This window comes from Desulforhabdus sp. TSK, assembly GCF_022836495.1.
Lineage (GTDB): Bacteria > Desulfobacterota > Syntrophobacteria > Syntrophobacterales > Syntrophobacteraceae > Desulforhabdus.
The window spans coordinates 1-17,795 of sequence record NZ_BQXM01000029.1 but is presented as its reverse complement, the minus strand read 5'-3'; the positions used below and the strand labels follow the sequence as shown (position 1 = coordinate 17,795).

The following is a 17,795-nucleotide window of genomic DNA, read 5'->3' as shown; positions in this document are numbered from 1 at the left end:
CATGCCTGCCCATACACTCACCTGGGTTACGGATCAGTTGGCGGTTTCCCATGCTCCCATGTCCTATGACGAACTGGAATCCATCAAGGAGCAGGGGATCAATGCCATTGTCAATTTGTGTGCGGAATTTTGTGATCTGCACGAGATCGAACAAAGCTACGGCTTCGAAGTCTATTATCTTCCCATAGCCGACGAGAACGCCCCTCCCCTGGAGGAGATGGAAAAAGCCCTGGCATGGCTCGACGAGGCCATCTATCTCGGCAAGAAGGTGCTGGTTCACTGCCGGTTCGGCATCGGGAGGACGGGAACCTTCGTGACTTCCTACCTTCTCCGCCGGGGATTCGGGCTCAAACTGGCCGGAAAACGCCTCAAGAATTTCCGATCCACGCCGAGCAGCTTCTCCCAATGGTGGCTTCTGAGGAAATACGGGAAGCGGGCCGGAAAGTTGACCATTCGGGAACCGTCTCTGGCAGGAAACCACCTGGTGGACCTCAGCCCCTATTTCGAGGCCTACGAGGAGGTGGTCGAGCAGCTGGAAATTGCCTTTGACGCGGTTTCTTCGCTTTCGCCTCCCCTTGCAGGACGCTGCGGGCAGGAGAACGACGGCTGTTGCGGCAGATATCTGCACCTTCAATTCATCGAAGCCGCATACCTCAAACATTACCTGAACAAGTCCCTGAACCAGGGTGACCGGATGGCGGCCATTGAACGGGCGGTGACGGCGAATCGAGTCCTTTTGAAGAAGGCCCCTCTCGAAGCGGACTCCATCATCCCTTCCTACGAGTCCGCCGAAGGGAGCCTCGATTCGACAGTTCTCCAGGGGGAGCCGCATGAGGCAGGGGTGTACCGGTGCCCTCTCAGTGTGGGAGGAAAATGCGTCGCCTATTTCTACCGCCCCATTGCGTGCCGGGCCTTCGGCCTTCCCCTGATTTACCAGGGCAAAGAAGAGCCCGGAGCGTGGAAGGATTTTCCCGAAGACAGGCGGCCTGCATGGTACGATTTGGATCAGGCCAATGGAAGACTCTATGAAATCTCCCGAGAGCTCTTCCGTGCTCTCAATGAGACTACGCTCGAAGGGAGGAGCTTCCTTTTCCCCCTCACCCAGGTGGTTTCGGGCAAGTTCGTCCAGGACTATTTCGCCCTCCTGGCGGGACGCGTCCCCTGACCGGCCTGCGTCTCAGGGAGAAGTCCAAGTACCTTAGTGCCGAGGATTGCAGGTATGCAGCGTTTACCTTCATCCTTTTGTAGGAGCGGCATCCTGCCGCGACAAAGGCTGCGGGTATCTGTTCCTGTCACGGCTGGAAGCCGTTCCTACAAAGAAAGAACGCGTCACTGCGCTCTTCGGCACTCAGATGCTCATCTGGATGCATCCCATTTTTTGACCATATTGTCGAACACGCGCTGATGGATGTTCTCCTGGGGGGTGTTGAAAATGCTCCTGTTGAGCTTCCGTACCGCTTTGGCTTCCTCCAGAAAGTATTCCAGCAAAACGATCTCCCCCTCGTCCAGGGTCCCATGCTTCCCGTCGGCTGAGAACTTGGCGAGGATGGCCAGTATTCCCAGAGTGTAGAGACTGAGCGTCGTGATTCTCCGCAGGATGAATTCCTTTCCGGGAATTTTCCTTCCGTGCAGCACAAGGCTGGCCCAGAGCATCCTGCGCAGGGTGGACGCATTCTTTCGGGCAAAGCGGGCAGCCTTGCTCAGGATGGGGTGGTCGAAGTTCAAGGGCCATTCCATCTGCCTGAGGAGTCGGTCCGTCAGCAGCAAAAGCTCCATGGCCCTGTTCGTGCGCAGATCGCTGACTTCCTGGCTCAGCTTGCGGATCGCAAAGAGCGGCGGATAGATGGAGTGGATTTCCGTCGTCCCTTCGAAGACGGTGGCGACGCGGAAATCCCTCATGCGCTTTTCATAGGGATGAGAGGCCAGGTATCCGGACCCTCCCGCCACCTGCAGGGCGTCGTACAGGACATCCCACGCGCGGGTGGTTCCAAAGAGCTTGCAGTGGGAAGTCTCGATGGCAACATTGGCGAAGGGGTCCTTCTCCAGGATTCCCGTAATGAAGTCATTGATGGCAGAAACCACCAGGCTGTAGACTTTTGCCCGCACCATTTTTTCCTGCACGAGGGGAAAAGTGCGGATGGGAGCACCGAACTGGATGCGTGTGGTAGACCTCTTCAACATGTCGTCCAGGGATTGCTTCATCATTCCCAGGGAAGCGGCTCCCAGGCCCAGCCGTCCATAGTTGAGGATGGTCATGGCGATCTTGAAGCCCTCTCCCGGCTTTCCCAGAAGATTTTCGACGGGAACCCGCACGTCCTTGAACTGGATGGCTGCGGTGGAGCTGGCTTTCAGTCCCATTTTGGGCATGTCCCTGCCGATTTTTACGCCGTCCCAGGACGTTTCCACGATGAAGGCACCCATGAACCCCGGTTGTCGAGGGTCCATCTGGGCGAAGACCGTCAGTCCGCCGGCGTAGTTGGCATTGGTGATATAAGTCTTTTGACCGTTTAAAAGGTAGTAAGATCCGTCGCTGGAAAGTTCCGCGCGGGTTTCGATGTGCTGAGCGTCCGAGCCGATGCGCGGCTCCGTGAGGGCATAGGAAAAGATCATCTCTCCGGAGGCGGCGGGAACGAGGTATTTTTGCTTTTGAAAATCACTGCCGAACAGCAGGATCCCCTTCACGCCGATGGAGAGATGGCCGATGGATGCCAGCACGACCGAGATGTCCTGGCGGACCATTTCCTCTATCGTCTTGAGATACTCCCATCCATTGAATCCCAGCCCCCCGTATTCCTTGGGGATGGAAAGGCCGAAAAAGCCGCTCTTTTTCATACGCTCCAGCATATCCTCAGGAATCCTGCCCGCGGCCTCTATGCTGCGAGGATCGTATTCCTGGAGCATTTCCAGGTATTCCTGAATGATTCCATCGATTTTTGAAGTATTTCCAAGGGAGTTGAACGAGTCGAAGATCTCTTTGTCGAGTCTTCCCTGGTAAATCTGGTCCATAAAGGCTTCCGGTGGCATAGGCATCCTCTCTCGTTGCATTGCGTCTATTTGGAGGGTCTCACGCGCGGTGTTCCATTCAAACCCGATTGAGCTTTCAGCCGAAGGAGTCCGGGGCTCTTGTGATAATACATATGAGGTGAATCGGCTTTCAATCCGATGAAAAATGCTTCCAGGTCGTCGAAGAGAATCTTTTGGGTCGGCCGGGTGAAAGTTTTTTCTCTGCCCTGAAAATCAAGCCAGAGCTGCTCCGCCTCGGGAACGCGTTCGAACAGGGTTTTCTTGGCTTCATCGCAAAAGAACATAGCGCACGAAATGGGCCGCACCTTCCACAGACAGCCCTCTGCCCCGAGATACACGCAGTGGGTCGTTTTATTGGGCCGCTGAAGAACGTCGAAAAGCCGGGAAATCTCCCAGGGAGTCGAAACGAGAAACGTGATGACCTCGTCGGCGAAGAACATGAAAATGCTTTCGAAGCCGCAGCAGGCGCTCAGCCGTGTTTCGAAGCAGGCGGGCCGGCAGATGGAAGTGAAGTATTCTTCCTGAAAGGCGTCCACCTCCCTGCGGAACTTCAGATAGGGATCGAGGGATGCGAGGAGCTCTTCCTTCACCGATGGGGAGAGCATGTGGCACGCATGCCGGATGGTTTGGAAGCTGCTCCGCTGCTCGCGATTGTACTCACTGACCTCCTCAGGATTCATGGGGAACCGTCCGTTTTTCATATCGTAGATGGTTTGTGTAGTGAGTGTAATGAATGATGATGCATCTTCCAATACCGCATCCCGGCATATTGAGCTGCCCAAAAGCCGGGGCTTTGGTGTAGAATACTGCCGCTTCGCAAGGGCGAGCAGCGCTGTAGCCTCGCAGGGAGAGAAAAGCTTGACCCATTCCAATTGGAATTGCAAGCTTTTCCGCGCGCTAATACAGTCACGGGTCGAGACGAAGTGGGAAGCACAAATGGACAGATATTCGGGCTTTGAAGAGCTGAAAAGGCATGAAAAGGAGGGAGTCGACTATCGCATTCGCGCCCGCCTGGGGTATTCCGGCATTGCCGTATTGAGCATCCACGGCGGGGATATCGAGCCGGGCACCTCCCAAATCGCGGATGCCATCGCGGGGCATGAGCATACCTTCTATGCCCTGGAGGGGATCAAAGGCTCCGGCAACCTGGCGCTTCACATCAAAAGCACCCTCTTCGACGAGCCGAACGTTCTGGAAATTCTGGGCCGGGCGGAAATCACCCTTTCCATTCACGGGTGCAGGGAAAAGGAGCCCATGGTCCATATCGGCGGACTGGATCTGGAGCTGAGGCGGCGGGTTCTAAAGGGGCTCCGCGGGGCGGGATTCGACGCCAGGGAATGCAGCCGCTCCCAGCTGGACGGCATCGAGCAGGCGAACATCTGCAACTTGTGCCGGCGGGGCATGGGGGTGCAACTGGAGATCAGTCGTGGACTGCGTGATCGCATGTTCGGAGATTTGACTCCTCAGGGGAGGCAAGTCCCTACGGAGCTTTTCCACCGTTTCGTTCAGGCCGTACGCGATGCCCTGGAACCCTTCAGGAAACCCCGGGGGGAGTGGGCCGTTTCGGCTGGAAGCGAACGGCTGCTGTGAGGGGTGGGGCGGCAGGCGGCGTCAATGGTGTTGACTGAACGTCACCCCGGTGAAAACCGGGGTCCAGAATGTCTTTATTTTCCTGGATTCCGGCTTTCGCCGGAATGACAAAAGTTGGTAAAGGCAACAGCATGGGCAGGCGTCGTCGACTCCGTGCATCAACCGTTCGATTCTGCTTCTTTCCCTTCTTTTACTTCTCCCTCCTCATCTACCGCACCGGCTTTGCGCAAAGAGATGCTGAAGACCACGTGATCGGGTTCCTGGTAAAAGGAGAGGACTCCTCCCATGTCCTTCAGGAGCCGATAGCTCCTGGAAATTTCAATGTCGGCGCCCGCTTCTTCAAAGGGCATGAACAGTGCCTCGGCATCCTTGATCTTCTGGCCGTGAACCGGGTTCCAGAAATCAATGTAAATGTTCTCTTCCGTCTCGTAGGTCTTCATTTTCAAAGGCCTTGTCTTATCCATAATCTTCAAAGAATGGGTGATGACCGTGCTGAACACCTGAGAGAGAATGTCGGGATCGACGTAGGCCGGGGACAGCCCGGGATCAAGCTCCAGCTGCAGGTGGGCCTTTTCACTGGCAAGCTCCGGAGAGAAAAGCTCCACGCACTCGGTGATGACGGTGTTGACCATGCATTCCCGGGGCTGAGTCTGGATGGGCTTCAGGTAGTGGTCGATCCTTTCCAAAAGTATTTCAAGACGATGAGCTTCTTTCAAGATGATTTCGGCTTCTCGGGATTCGGGTAATTTCTTCTGAAGCCGCTTGGCGAAACCGCCAATGGCCATGAGGGGATTGCGGAATTCATGGGCCACCTCCGCAGTGATGGCGCCGAGAGTCTTGAGCTTTTCCTTTTGCACCAGGGCCTTTTGTGCAGCTTCCAGGTCGCGTGTCCGTTCCTTCACCATGTCTTCCAGCCGATCGCGGTAGGCCTTGAGCTCCTCTTCGGATCGCTTTCGGGCGGAAATATCCCGCAAAATGGCGACATAAGCACGGATGGAGCCGTCGGAGGCCCTGATGGCGGAGTAAGTGCCTTCAACCGGGATGCGGGTCCCGTCCTTGCGCACGAGCTCCCACTCGAAGCGCAGGGGGCCCTGTGTGTGGAGGATCGGGTAGGCTTTCCTGACGAAGGCCTCATAATTTTCGTCCGACTGATGGATGATCCTTGCAGTTTTCCCCGTCAACTCCTCGCGTGTGTAACCGAAAAGATCCAGAAAGGCCCGGTTCGAGGATAAAATGTACCTCTGAGGATCCACCAGCAGGATGGCATCTGACGCGCTTTCCACGAGGGTGCGATAGCGTTCTTCGGATTCCTTGAGAGCTTCCTCGGCCTTGACCCGTTCGGTGATATCTCTCCAAACCGTATAAATCATGGGCTTGTCGTTGATGGGAATGACCGTCAGCAGCACCTCCACGGGGAAATTCTGGCCGTCCGCCCGCCGGTGCACCCACCGAAACCTGAGGCTTCCTTTCTTGAGGGCCCTGGCGATCATTTCGTTGGCTTTGTCCGTGGAGAGGCGGCCATCGGGCTGACGTTCGGGTGAAAGTTGTGCAGGATGGAGAGAGAGGAGCTGGTCCTTGTCGGTGCAATGCATCATCTTCACGGCGGCCGGGTTGCAGTCGATGAAAATATTGCCCGACATGAGCAGGTTGGCATCGGCGGAGTTTTCAAACAGCGAACGAAACTTCCTTTCACTGGCCTGCAACGCATCCTCCGCCAGTTTGCGCTCCGTGATGTCGCTGATGAAGCCTTCCGCAATAATGGCCTGCCCCTCACTGTGCGTCGTGCCTCGCCCATGATCCATTACCCACCGTTTCTCGCCCAGGGCGTGGTTGATGCGGTAGACGAGACGATAGGGGATCTGCCTCTGGAGTGCTTTGCGTCTTTCCTCCTGCACGTACGCCCGGTCTTCGGGATGGATGAGCTGAGCACACGAGATTTCGGATTCTCCCACAAGCTGCGATGCCGTATACCCCGTAAGAGCGAGGCATCCCTCGCTGACGTACTCAAGGGTCATTTCATCGTCGCAGCGGCACCGGTAGGCCATACCGGGAAGATTGCTCAAGAGGGTCGTGAGCACACGCCTGCTTTCCTGCAGCGCGTCTTCCGACTGACGGTAGGACCTGACACTGATGCGAACGAGGACGTAAAGAATCACTGCGGAGGTGGCGACATAAAGCCAGCCCTTCAAAGTCTGCAGGCGGTTGAACAGCACAGGATCGGGGACCAGAACGGTCAGAAGCCAGTCGGAAAGAACAATCCAGGATCCTCCCATGAGAGCATAGACGAGAGCGATTTTCACCGCTGTGACATTGTGCTTCGGCTGCCAGTTCGAGTGATTCAGGAAGTACATCTAGGGACCTCACGAGAGGAATACAGCAGGGAACGGCGCGGCTCGTGAGCGCGCTTTCCCGGGAGAACACATCATTCCAGGGGCAGCAACGATTCCAAAGTTTGCGTGAAGAGCTCCAGATCGTCCTTGGACCACAAGCAGAAGATGACCTCCGTGAGGGAGCTGTCTTGATCCTTCAGGAAGTCTTTGACCGTCTGGAGCATGATTCTGGCGCAACGGTCCTTGGGAAAACCGAAAATCCCCGTGCTGATGGCCGGAAAAGCAATAGAACGGAGTCCATGTTCAGTGGCCCGCCGGAGGCTGTTCAGTGTTGCCCGGCGAAGCTTTTCATCTTCGTTGCCCTCTCCCATGCGGGGCCCGACGGCGTGGATGACATGACGCGCCTTCAACTTTCCCGCGTTGGTGAGCACGGCCTGGCCGACCGTGGTGCCGCCCACCCGATCACATTCCTCCTGGATGCTCGGCCCTCCCTTCGTGCGGATGGCTCCCGCGACGCCTCCCCCCAAAATGAGCTGAGCATTCGCGGCATTGACGATCGCATCCACCGAGAGCTCCGTGAGATCTCCCTGGATCAGCCGGATGACCTTGCTATTGACTTGTCGTTCCATTGCACATCCCCCCTGTTTCGAGTCTTGTGGAACCAGCTTTAGTCTTCGGGATTCCTGTCTTTTTCTTCTATTGGGCTTGTTTTGTGAGTGAAATAAATTATATGAGATCCATTGCCAAATTACAAAGGATAGTCTGTGCCTTCATGGCAAAAGAAGGGTGATGGGTTGTGGGCGGGCTGAGACAGGCGGTTTGGAGGTGCCAAAGGCTCGCGTAAATAAAGGGCGAAGCCCTTGTTTACAAGAGTCTGTTTTTTATGCTATAGGGTGAATTCTCGAAAACAAAAGTATTTTAAGGCGGTTACTTGATGTCCTACAGAGTCCAAGACCATTATTTTCACAGGGCCAAAAAAGAGAACTACCTGGCGCGGGCGATCTACAAGCTCGAGGAGATCCAGAAAAAGCATGCCATTCTGAAGCCCGGACAACGGGTGCTCGATCTTGGAGCAGCTCCGGGATCCTGGATGCAGCTCACCAGCAGGATCGTAGGCCCCGGAGGACTGGTGGTGGGAGTGGATTTGAAGGAAATTAAGCATTCTTTTCCACCCCATGTCGTGATATTTCAAAAAGACATCTACGAACCCGAGTTTCTCGAAAGCCTGCAGCGGGATTACGGCCCCTTCGATGTGGTACTGAGCGATATGGCCCCTTCGACATGCGGCATCAAGGCTGCGGACAGCGCCCGTTCCGAGCTCCTCTTCGAGCAGGCCCTCCATCTGGCCATGGCGGTTCTCAAGGGGGACGGGCATTTTCTGGCGAAAATTTTTCAAGGTTCTGATTTCCACACCATTTTGCAGGAAGTCAAGAAGCATTTTGGAAGGGTCAAAGTGGTCAAACCCGATGCGTCAAAAAAGGAGAGCAAGGAGATCTACATCCTTGCCATGCGCTTCAAAAAGCCGTAACGAGGAGGATTGATTTTATGTCGGGACATTCCAAGTGGAGCACCATCCGTCATAAGAAGGGCGCCGCGGACGCCAAGCGCGGAAAAATCTTCACCAAGATCATCAAGGAAATCATGGTTGCCGCCCGCATGGGGGGAGGGGATCCCAATGCCAATCCGAGGCTCCGGGCAGCAGTCCTGGCGGCCAAGGCCGAAAACATGCCCAAGGACAATATCGATCGCGCCATCAAGAAGGGTGCCGGCGAGATGGATGGCGTCAACTATGAGGAATTCAATTACGAAGGGTATGGACCGTCGGGTGTGGCCATTCTCCTGGAGATCATGACGGATAATCGGAATCGCGCCGCGAGCGAAATCCGGCATATTTTCAGCCGCAACGGCGGCAATATGGGTGAAGCCGGCTGCGTGGCCTGGATGTTCGACAAGAAGGGCAGCATCGTTTTCAACAAGGAAGGCGTGTCCGAGGAGGAACTGATGGAAGTGGCCCTGGAAGCGGGAGCCGAGGATGTGAAGGACGTGGAGACCCAGTTTGAAGTCATCACGTCCCTGGAAGATTTCTCCGCGGTGAAAGATGCTTTCGACAGCAGGGGAATGACGTATGAACTTGCTGAAATCACGATGGTTCCTCAAACCACGGTGCCCGTCTCCGATGAAAAGGTCGCTCTGCAGCTCCTCAAGCTGATGGACGCTCTGGAAGATTCCGACGATGTACAGCATGCCTATGCCAATTTCGATATCCCGGATGAGATCCTCAATGCGATCTCCTGACACACAACCCCATCCACGGAATGGTTCATAAAGTGCCGGTCTTTCGCACTATCGGAATCGACCCCGGATCTCGCTTCACGGGATATGGAATTGTGGAAGGGGACGGCAACCGCCTCCGTCTCCTGACGAACGGGACGGTGCGCATCCCTCCCCAACTCCCCTTTCCCGATCGTCTGAAGCTGATTTATGAGCGGTTGAGCTGCGTGATTTGCGACATGCGGCCCGACTGCATGGCCGTAGAAGACGTTTTTTTCGCCAAAAACGTGAAGAGCGCTCTGAAGCTCGGACAGGCGCGCGGGGCTGCCATCCTGGCGGGGGTCAATGCGGGGCTGACCGTTTACGAGTACAGCGCCCTGGAGATCAAGCAGGCAGTGGTGGGGTACGGCAGAGCGGGTAAGGACCAGGTGGGGGAAATGATCGGGTGTCTTTTCGGACTGCGTGAGACGCTGGAGCCCAATGCCGCCGATGCCCTGGCGGTGGCCGTCTGCCACCTCAACACGCAGGCGTCCAGAGCACGCTGGAAATTGCCGGGGGCGCTATGATCGGTTATCTTGAAGGAAAGCTCCGCCACAAGTCCCCCGATTCCATCATCATCGATGTCGGAGGGGTCGGGTACGTGGTCCAGGTCCCCCTGACCACCTTTTACGATCTCCCGGACGTGGGGAAGACGGCATCCCTGAACATTCACACCCATGTCAGGGAGGACACACTGCAGCTCTTTGGCTTCCGCACGGCGGGCGAAAAGGAGATGTTTCTCCATCTCATCACCGTCAACGGGGTGGGGCCGCGCCTGGCCGTCAATATCCTGTCGGGGATCAGCGCCGACGAGCTGCGGCAGGTGGTATTTCAGCAGGACCATGCCCGGTTGCGCAATATTCCCGGAGTCGGGAAAAAGATTGCCGAACGCCTCATGCTGGAGCTGCGTGACAAGCTGAAGATCAAAACCGATACGGAAGTGAAGCCCGTGCTTCAGCCCAGCGAAGGCAGCGCCTACTCCGACGCCTTTTCCGCCCTGCTCAATCTCGGTTACCGGCCGGCAGAAGCTGAAAAAGCTCTGAAAAACGCCCAACAGAAGCTCCCCGAAAATGCTTCACTGGAAAAGCTGTTGAAGGAGTCTCTCAGAATACTTGCATGAGCTGGTGGGAAGCCCCTGCCCGGAAGAGTGTCATAACATGTCCGATCGAGTGATTGAGCCCGAGAAAAAAGAAGAAGATCTGCCCCTGGACAACAGCCTGCGTCCACGCAGCCTGGACGAATACATCGGCCAGAAGCCGGTGAAGGAAAACCTCAAGGTTTTCATCGAAGCGGCCAAGCAGCGCTCCCAACCCCTGGACCATGTCCTGTTCCACGGCCACCCGGGCTTGGGAAAGACTTCTCTGGCGGCAGTCATCAGCAATGAGCTGGGAGTGAACATGCGGAGCACGTCCGGCCCCGTCATCGAGCGGGCGGGTGACCTGGCCGCCATCCTGACGAACCTCGAAGCCGGCGATGTCCTTTTCATCGACGAAATTCATCGTCTGAACCATGTGGTGGAAGAAATCCTCTACCCGGCCATGGAGGACTATCAGCTGGATATCATCATCGGTCAGGGGCCTTCGGCGCGAACCATCAAGCTCGATCTTCCCCCCTTTACCCTCGTTGGCGCCACCACGCGCGCAGGGCTGCTTTCACCCCCCCTCCGGGATCGCTTCGGAGTGATGCTGCGCCTGGAATTCTACAAGGTGGAGGAGCTGCAGACCATTCTCCTCCGATCCGCACGCATCCTGGGGGTGAATATCGTGGCGGAGGGCGCTCTGGAAATTGCGCGCCGTTCGCGGGGGACTCCCCGCATTGCCAACCGCCTCCTGCGTCGCGTGCGGGACTACGCCGAGGTGCGTGCTGACGGCATTGTCACGCGCGCGGTTGCTGATCTGGCCCTGAAAATGCTCGACGTGGATGAAAAGGGCTTCGACCGCATGGACAGAAAAATCCTCAGCACCATCATCGAAAAGTACGACGGCGGGCCTGTGGGCATTGAAACCCTCGCCGCCGCCGTCTCCGAAGAGCGGGATACCCTCGAGGACGTCTATGAGCCATACCTGATCCAGGAGGGATTTCTCAACAAAACACCACGCGGCCGCCTGGCCACCCGCCTTGCCTACGAGCACCTCGGCGTCGCCTTCCGACCCAGCCAGCAACTGAGAATGTATTGATTTATAAGGATTAAGGATCGAAAACTTCGGTTTTGTAGGAGCGGCATCCTGCCGCGACGGTGACCCAGTCGCGGCAGGATGCCGCTCCTACAAAGAACAAGGAACCATGAAATCGAAAGTTTCATACCTTATTGGTATGGGTGAAACACCACAGTGTTCTTGATCCTATTCCCTCCGATGTTTTGCCGTCAGGCCGACAGCCCTTTGAGGATATCGTAGTAGATCCGGGAAGCTGCCAGGACCTGCCGGTAGGAAACGTCTTCGTCCCGCGTGTGGGCTTTTTCCAGCTGACCGGGACCGAGAAGGATCGGTTTGGTGCCGGCGGCCCACAGGAGATTGGCGTCGGAATGGCTGCGGAAGGCTCTGGGCTCCCAAGGCAGGGCATGGTTGGCGAAAATGGCTTTGAGGGAGCTCACCATGGGACCCTTTTCGGGGAGCTCATAGCCGGCGTGGATGGTCGTGAAGCGGAGGGCCCCGTTGAACCCGGGGTTTTCCTCGTGCTCCCGCATGAGGATCTCCTCGATCTCCAGGGTGATCTCTCCCAGGGGCGCCGTGGGAGGAAGATGCAGGTCGAGCCAGGCTTCACAGGCTTCCGGCACGGCAAACCCCGCCTGAGAATTGGAAAGCTCACGGATGTTGTACACGATCTCCGGCCGGTCCGTGACCATATATTGCGAGAGCTTTAGAAGGAGCTTGAGCATGTTTTCGATGGGATTCATGCCCTGGTTGGCCAGGGAGGCATGCATTCGCTTTCCTTCGGTATTGACCTGGACCTCCACGTAGCCGTAATGGCTGAGGCAGGGCTGCAGGTCCGTCGGTTCGCCGATGAGCGCCCGTGGAAAATAAAAATCCTTCACCAGCTTCAGGGTGCCGTCCCCCTCCTCCTCTTCCCCCACCACCAGGGCCAGCGCTGCCGGAGTGTCTGCTCCCCCGTTTTCCCACAGGGTTACGAACGCCTCGATCATGGCGGCGCAGCCGCTTTTCATGTCGGCCGCTCCCAGGCCGATGATCCTGTCGCCCTGTTCTTCGGATTCGTAGTGCTCCAGGTCATAAGCCGCCACCGTGTCCACATGCCCGATCATGGCCAGGCGCACTTCGGCATCCGAGCGAGGCAGCACCAGAATGTTGTAGCGATTGTCGTCCACTTCCTGCAGAACTACCGGAAGGCCTTGATCCTTCAGGTAATTGCCGAGGAATTCCAGGACTTCCTCCTCTTTTCCCGAGGGACTGTAGATATCGATCAGGTCGCGGAGCAGGCGCCGCAGGCGTGGAGACTGGATGGGGGAGGAGGCTGGTGTCATGTCAATCGTCTTCTTCCATTCTGTAGCGGTTGGGAGCGCGGGAGAAGGTTTTCCTTTCCCTGAGCTGCTTCAGTTGCGGGTCGATATTGAGCGCCAGGTAAATGTGCTCCTGGGGATGGCCGAACCCCATCTTCCGGAAAAAATGCAGCGCGGGCAGGTTGTCTGCTTCCGAATCCACCAGGAGCATGCGAACGCCGTTTTCCAGCATGATATCCCGAAAGCGGTTGAACAGTTTGGAGGCTACACCGAGCCCGTGGAATTCGGGGTCGATTCCCATCCAAACCAGGTAGCCGTATTTCCAGGCGGAATGACTCTTCGTGACGGTGGTGCCCAGAGCGAACCCCACCAGTTGGCCCTCTTCGGACTCTGCCACGAGGCAGAATTCGGAATCCGTCTGGAATAGGGATATGACTTCGTACTCGTCCCAGGTGCGGTAAAGATTCGGGACTTCTTTGGCGGTAAAAAGCTTTTCGCCCAGGTGAAACACCGTTGCCAGGTCGTCGATCTCCATTTCTCGGATCGTGACGTTGGCTCGTCTCTTCTTTTGTTCAATTTCTTCTTGCGGTTCCATAAAAGTTCTACTTCTTGTGGCCTCCCGGTTTCGATGCGTCCGTCGGAGCGGAACGTTCCGGCATGTGCGCATTGCTCCTGTGTCCAGCCTGGACGATCCTGTTCTGACGAATCTTTTCCTTGCGTTTTAAATCTCCATACTTACCGAATCGACTCTTTTGCGACATCCTTTGCCCCCCTCCGGCACAGCCGGCAATGTCGTTGACCTGACCAACGTTCGTCATTCCGGCGAAAGCCGGAATCCAAGAAAATAACGACGTTCTGGACCCCGGTTTTCACCGGGGTGACGTTAACTCAACAACATTGCGCACAGCCGGACTGTCTTCTCCCAAAGGAGCTGTTTCCTGACGGAACCGGACTGATACAAAAATCCTGCATGGATCCATTCAATAAAAAATAACCTTCCGCCCCCCCATTTACAATGGAATTCCCTGAACCGTCTATCGCCAGTTGGCCTTTCCGGGAATCTGCACCCTGAACACAATTGTCTAAAGTGAATGGGAAATTATCCCGATGTAGCGTCAGGTCGTTGTACGGGAGATGATTTGCTCATGAGCGCCACTATTTCTCACATCGGGTTTCAAAGATCATGGAAAAAGAAGCGGCTTCCACCATATTGCATCGTCTCGAATCGGGGTACGCGGTCAGGCCTCTTTCCATCATCGCTCTGAAGCTCATCGAGTTGGCCTCCGATGAAGATGCATCCATCCGGGACATGGTGAACCTGGTGGAAAAGGACCCGTCCCTGGCGGTGCGGGTGCTGAACCTGGCCAACAGCGTGGCTTTTCGCGGCCGCGAGCGCATCAAAACCCTCCAGCAGGCCGCGGTACGACTGGGTGCGCACCACTTGAAGCTCATGGCCCTTTCCATTTCCATCCGAGATGCTTTCCCCATGGGAAGAGTAGGGCCACTGGATTATGAAGCCTTCTGGCGGGTGTCACTCTACCGAGCCCTCATGGCCCGTTCCCTCGCCGACCGCTCCAGGGTCTGCGATCCGGATGAAGCCTTTCTGGCAGGCCTGACTCTCGAAATCGGCCTGCTCATCCTTTTCGACCTTTATGTCAAGGGAAAGAACGAAGAAATCTCCCTGGAGCTCCAGCCCCTGGAGACACTCCTCGCTCGTGAAAGAGCCCATTTTGGCGTCGATCATCGCCAGATCGGGAAAGCGGCTCTCAAGTTCTGGAAATTTCCTGAAAAAATCATAGCCTGTCAAAGCTGTTACGGGGATGCAGCCGAGAGAAGGGACGCTCCCATGCCGGCGCGCATCTGCGAACTGTCGCGCGTCTTTTCGCGCCTCCTCTACCATGACGCATCGGGTGAGCTCCTGGCCTTCTTTTCCGAAGCCCAATCCCTGCTCAAACTGCGCCAGGAGACTATTCAGGAAATTGTCCTCAAGACCTTCCAGGAGGTCCAGGAAACGGCCGCCTATCTGCGGTTGGAAGTCGACAAGGAGCGCGACCTCATGGAGATCATGGAAAAGGCCAACCGGGCCCTCGGTCGCATTTCCGAAAAGATGTCCCGCTTGTCCAAGACTTCGGAGCAAAAAGATCTGCCTTCCTTCGAAGCGCTGGACGGGGAAGAGTGCTCCGTCCAGTTCACGTTGCAGGCGGTGGCGCACGAAATACGCAACCCCCTCACCGCGGTGGGAGGCTTCGCCAGGAGGCTCGCCTCAGCCCTGGACTCGGGTTCACAGGCCGGAAAGTACGCCCAGGTCATTCTGGCGGAATCCCTTCGCCTGGAAAAAATTCTCTCGGACATGCGGTGATTGTATTCCGCGCATCCTTCATCTGTGAATGGTTTGACTCACTATGAAAATCCCCTCGGTAACAAATAGTAGCGTGCGTTTTACGCACCATTTGTTGACTTTGCCTTTCCTGTGAAATCTCCGGATCATGGAGGCAGCGGAACCGAATAAATCTCCTGATCCCTGCCGACGGTCACCTCGGCGAGGCGCTCCCGGGCGGCGGCTTCCAGGCGAGGGATGTCCTCGTCCCGGTAGCGCGGGCTGATGTGCGTCAGCACCGCGCGGCGAGCTCCGGCCCGGCCTGCTATACGTGCCGCATCCGTGGCGGTCATGTGCCCCTTGGCCTCGGCGTGAAGGGCGTCTTCGGGCAGGAACATGCCTTCCATGAATGCGATATCCGCGTCCTGGCAGAGCCTGTAAATGCCCTTGGTGGGCAGTGTGTCCACCACATAGGCCAGGCGCCTGCCGGGGCGGGCAGGTCCCAGTACCTGTTCGGGAGTGACGGTTTTGCCCTCCGCCGTGCGAACGGATTCTCCCTTCTGCAGTTTTCCCCACAAAGGCCCCTGAGCGATCCCCAGAGCCTCAGCCCTCTGAGCGTTGAATTTGCCGGGGCGGTCCCATTCTTCCATCCTGTATCCGAGGCAGAAGCGTGTATGCTTGAGGGGGTGCCAGAGGAGCCTGACATTTTCATCTTCGTAGGCGATTTCGGGTGCATCCTCAGCCCACTGGATGAAGCGGACGGGATAATTGATATAGAATTCAAGAATCTTTTGATTCATGCGGACAAAATCTTCTATACCCGGGGGGCCGATAATAGTGAGAGGGGGTGGCTCATCCATTTGGGACCGAAGCATCATGAGTCCCGGAATTCCCAGGCAATGGTCCGCATGGAGGTGGGTGACGGCGATGACCTTAAGAGAGCGATACCCCAGGCGGGCTCTTTTCCACCCCAGCTGAGTGCCCTCACCGGCATCGAAAAGATACAGGGCGCCGTTCAGCCTCACGGCCAGGGAAGCCAGCAGTCGATCGGGCATGGGCATCATGCCGCCCGTTCCGAGCAATATGCATTCCACGACGTTCTATCCTCGTTTCTCAGGCTGGTAGTTGATGAAGAATAAAACCTCCCATCTCCACTGCACGAAGAGCTTTTGCGTTGTCACAGGTCTTATCGGCTTAGAGATGCCGACGATTCTGAGGAGTTGATTCCAGTCTTGTGAGTACGATAGATACCGTCCCTCACGTCTCTAAGATTTCAAGAAATGCCGCCGCATCGAGAATGTCGATTCCCTGGAAGGCGCCCAAATCTTTCAGGTGGTGATCGCCTGAGACGATACAGTCGGCGTTCCCCTCGACGGCGCACGCGAGAATTATGTTATCGGAACAGTCGGCTGTGATGACGTCTATCGCGAGCTCTCCAGGAGTGACGATCGCGATTTTCTCGGTTTTGCGGATAAATTGCTCGATCTCTTCTTCCGGGCCGCCATGGAGTTTCTGGAGTTTCGGGTAGGCTAAAACTCTCCGGATTTCAGCCAGAATATCCTGAGAAATGATCAGGGTGATATGCCCCTCTGCGGCGAGGGCGATGAGCCTGGCTGAATTCGATTCCGGTTTTAACAGGGCGCTGGCATACTGGTTGGTGTCGAGTACCACCCTCATTGCTTTTGCCGGGCCTTGACACTAGCGGCGGTTTCCTTCCTGGCCGACTCCATGGCCTCATCGATGGCCTCATCCAACTCTTTGGAGTCCACATTCCTGGCACTTTCCTGGAACTGCTGCACCAAGCCGTAAAACTCGTCCCGGTCTCTGTAATTTTTGATATTTTTCTATAGGAATGATCGCGACCAAAGGTTTGCCGGCTCGTTCGATGATGTAATCATCGCCCCGCAGCGCCACTTCATTCATCACTTGGCCAAGGTTTTGCCGGGCCTTCATGGCAGAGATTGTTTTTTGCATCTTGATGTCCTTTTTCATAAGCTGCGATGATTGATATGGTTAGTATCGTTGACAGAGTCATTCTGTCAATAATACGCGCTTTTCTTTTTTAGGTTCCCGGTTACAAAATTGCCTTCACCCCATCTACTCCCGATCTCATTCAGGCACTTTGAGACTATGCAGTCTCTATGGGAAGAACTGTGAGGGAAGACGCTACACAGGCGCTGGAGAATTTTCTTCGTAAGGGTCAGAAGCGTGGCCGATAAGCGAGAGAGTTGCTTTGCCATACCCGTAAAGTAGCAATGTTACGTCCAACTCTGCCGGAGCATCAGAGACTTTAGTGTTCAAATGGATATCATACGGAAATAATAATACTTAAGCGGCTATTTTCTAAAAATTGTGTCGTAATGGTATTCGAGAAAATCTGGGTGCGGCAAGAATCTGTCAGGCAGGCTAATCGGCATGTCCTCTAGCTGCCCAAAATGATGTATGAAATAGTCTTTTTCGGAGTTATGTTTCAATTCCCGAGACAAAACGACCTTGTAATCGGGTGTTATCCCAATGTAACCTTTGTCAAAACACCTGTCATACAATGGAGATAAACACAGTCCATTTTGAGGATTTAGTCTTTCCTTTTCATTTTTCGCCCAAGGAATGATATGGCTCGCAATCAGCAAATCCGGGATGTCAACTCTAGGGCGTCCAAAAATGGCCTCTGAGGGCCGGTTTTAGTGCTCGGGATTTGGCCCCAGAAGTAGTGGACAGGTTGTGTCCACAGTAGTACGATAACCTGGATTCTATCATCCATAATCCAGGG

At 55.8% G+C, this 17,795-nt stretch carries 19 protein-coding genes; 8 read left to right on the top strand and 11 right to left on the bottom strand.

What is annotated here, in order from left to right:
* Nucleotide 1 precedes the first annotated feature (1 nt).
* Nucleotides 2-1,165, top strand: coding sequence for a dual specificity protein phosphatase family protein (locus tag MWC30_RS15735; protein ID WP_244085151.1), 1,164 nt, complete (start codon nt 2-4; stop codon nt 1,163-1,165).
* 191 nt (nt 1,166-1,356) lie between these two features.
* On the opposite strand, the gene MWC30_RS15730 is transcribed toward MWC30_RS15735, so the two are convergent.
* Together MWC30_RS15730 and MWC30_RS15725 are read right to left on the bottom strand one after the other, a co-directional pair.
* Entirely contained in the window at nt 1,357-3,030 is a 1,674-nt protein-coding gene (locus MWC30_RS15730) for an acyl-CoA dehydrogenase family protein (protein ID WP_244085150.1), read from the bottom strand.
* 20 nt (nt 3,031-3,050) lie between these two features.
* Nucleotides 3,051-3,704, bottom strand: coding sequence for a hypothetical protein (locus MWC30_RS15725; RefSeq protein ID WP_244085149.1), 654 nt, complete (start codon nt 3,702-3,704; stop codon nt 3,051-3,053).
* Between the two features lie 256 nt (nt 3,705-3,960).
* Here MWC30_RS15725 and MWC30_RS15720 point away from each other — a divergent pair, with 256 nt between their 5' ends.
* Nucleotides 3,961-4,614: a poly-gamma-glutamate hydrolase family protein gene (locus MWC30_RS15720; RefSeq protein ID WP_244085148.1), complete on the top strand. Its 654-nt coding sequence runs from the start codon at nt 3,961-3,963 to the stop codon at nt 4,612-4,614.
* A gap of 158 nt (nt 4,615-4,772) precedes the next feature.
* Here the strand turns inward: MWC30_RS15720 and MWC30_RS15715 are convergent, their stop codons facing one another.
* Entirely contained in the window at nt 4,773-6,965 is a 2,193-nt protein-coding gene (locus MWC30_RS15715) for a PAS domain S-box protein (RefSeq protein ID WP_244085147.1), read from the bottom strand.
* A gap of 71 nt (nt 6,966-7,036) precedes the next feature.
* Entirely contained in the window at nt 7,037-7,573 is a 537-nt protein-coding gene (locus MWC30_RS15710; protein WP_244085146.1) for a macro domain-containing protein, read from the bottom strand.
* 305 nt (nt 7,574-7,878) lie between these two features.
* Here MWC30_RS15710 and MWC30_RS15705 point away from each other — a divergent pair, with 305 nt between their 5' ends.
* Genes MWC30_RS15705 through ruvB form a run of 5 tightly spaced genes read left to right on the top strand, consistent with a single transcriptional unit; the run spans nt 7,879 to nt 11,431 of the window.
* Nucleotides 7,879-8,472 (top strand): RlmE family RNA methyltransferase, encoded by a 594-nt coding sequence (locus MWC30_RS15705; protein ID WP_244085145.1) that lies wholly within the window; start codon nt 7,879-7,881, stop codon nt 8,470-8,472.
* Nucleotides 8,473-8,489: 17 nt separating this feature from the next.
* Nucleotides 8,490-9,239 (top strand): YebC/PmpR family DNA-binding transcriptional regulator, encoded by a 750-nt coding sequence (locus MWC30_RS15700; RefSeq protein ID WP_244085144.1) that lies wholly within the window; start codon nt 8,490-8,492, stop codon nt 9,237-9,239.
* Between the two features lie 32 nt (nt 9,240-9,271).
* Entirely contained in the window at nt 9,272-9,781 is a 510-nt protein-coding gene (gene ruvC, locus MWC30_RS15695) for a crossover junction endodeoxyribonuclease RuvC (protein WP_244085143.1), read from the top strand.
* Entirely contained in the window at nt 9,778-10,374 is a 597-nt protein-coding gene (gene ruvA, locus MWC30_RS15690) for a Holliday junction branch migration protein RuvA (protein ID WP_244085142.1), read from the top strand. Before ruvC ends, ruvA begins: the two co-directional genes overlap by 4 nt.
* A gap of 37 nt (nt 10,375-10,411) precedes the next feature.
* Nucleotides 10,412-11,431: a Holliday junction branch migration DNA helicase RuvB gene (ruvB, locus tag MWC30_RS15685; protein WP_244085141.1), complete on the top strand. Its 1,020-nt coding sequence runs from the start codon at nt 10,412-10,414 to the stop codon at nt 11,429-11,431.
* 188 nt (nt 11,432-11,619) lie between these two features.
* Here ruvB and MWC30_RS15680 read toward each other — a convergent pair whose 3' ends face one another.
* From MWC30_RS15680 to MWC30_RS15670, 3 genes are read right to left on the bottom strand one after another with little or no spacing between them, the layout of a single operon-like run.
* Nucleotides 11,620-12,732, bottom strand: coding sequence for a M20 family metallopeptidase (locus tag MWC30_RS15680; RefSeq protein WP_244085140.1), 1,113 nt, complete (start codon nt 12,730-12,732; stop codon nt 11,620-11,622).
* Between the two features lies 1 nt (nt 12,733).
* Complete coding sequence (locus MWC30_RS15675) at nt 12,734-13,303, bottom strand: GNAT family N-acetyltransferase (protein WP_244085139.1); 570 nt, start codon at nt 13,301-13,303, stop codon at nt 12,734-12,736.
* A gap of 7 nt (nt 13,304-13,310) precedes the next feature.
* Nucleotides 13,311-13,469: a hypothetical protein gene (locus tag MWC30_RS15670; RefSeq protein WP_244085138.1), complete on the bottom strand. Its 159-nt coding sequence runs from the start codon at nt 13,467-13,469 to the stop codon at nt 13,311-13,313.
* A gap of 422 nt (nt 13,470-13,891) precedes the next feature.
* Here MWC30_RS15670 and MWC30_RS15665 point away from each other — a divergent pair, with 422 nt between their 5' ends.
* The gene (locus tag MWC30_RS15665; protein WP_244085137.1) at nt 13,892-15,067 is read left to right on the top strand and encodes an HDOD domain-containing protein; all 1,176 of its coding nucleotides are present in this window, start codon (nt 13,892-13,894) and stop codon (nt 15,065-15,067) included.
* A gap of 125 nt (nt 15,068-15,192) precedes the next feature.
* On the opposite strand, the gene rnz is transcribed toward MWC30_RS15665, so the two are convergent.
* The 4 genes from rnz to MWC30_RS23045 all read right to left on the bottom strand — a co-directional run bounded on the left by rnz (nt 15,193) and on the right by MWC30_RS23045 (nt 17,664).
* Nucleotides 15,193-16,119, bottom strand: coding sequence for a ribonuclease Z (gene rnz, locus MWC30_RS15660; RefSeq protein WP_244085136.1), 927 nt, complete (start codon nt 16,117-16,119; stop codon nt 15,193-15,195).
* A 163-nt stretch (nt 16,120-16,282) separates the two neighbouring features.
* Complete coding sequence (locus tag MWC30_RS15655) at nt 16,283-16,696, bottom strand: putative toxin-antitoxin system toxin component, PIN family (RefSeq protein ID WP_244085135.1); 414 nt, start codon at nt 16,694-16,696, stop codon at nt 16,283-16,285.
* Between the two features lie 75 nt (nt 16,697-16,771).
* On the bottom strand, nt 16,772-16,999 hold the full coding sequence (locus MWC30_RS15650; RefSeq protein ID WP_244085134.1) for a type II toxin-antitoxin system Phd/YefM family antitoxin: 228 nt from the start codon (nt 16,997-16,999) through the stop codon (nt 16,772-16,774).
* Between the two features lie 362 nt (nt 17,000-17,361).
* On the bottom strand, nt 17,362-17,664 hold the full coding sequence (locus tag MWC30_RS23045; RefSeq protein ID WP_264300980.1) for an HNH endonuclease: 303 nt from the start codon (nt 17,662-17,664) through the stop codon (nt 17,362-17,364).
* Between the last annotated feature and the right edge of the window lie 131 nt (nt 17,665-17,795).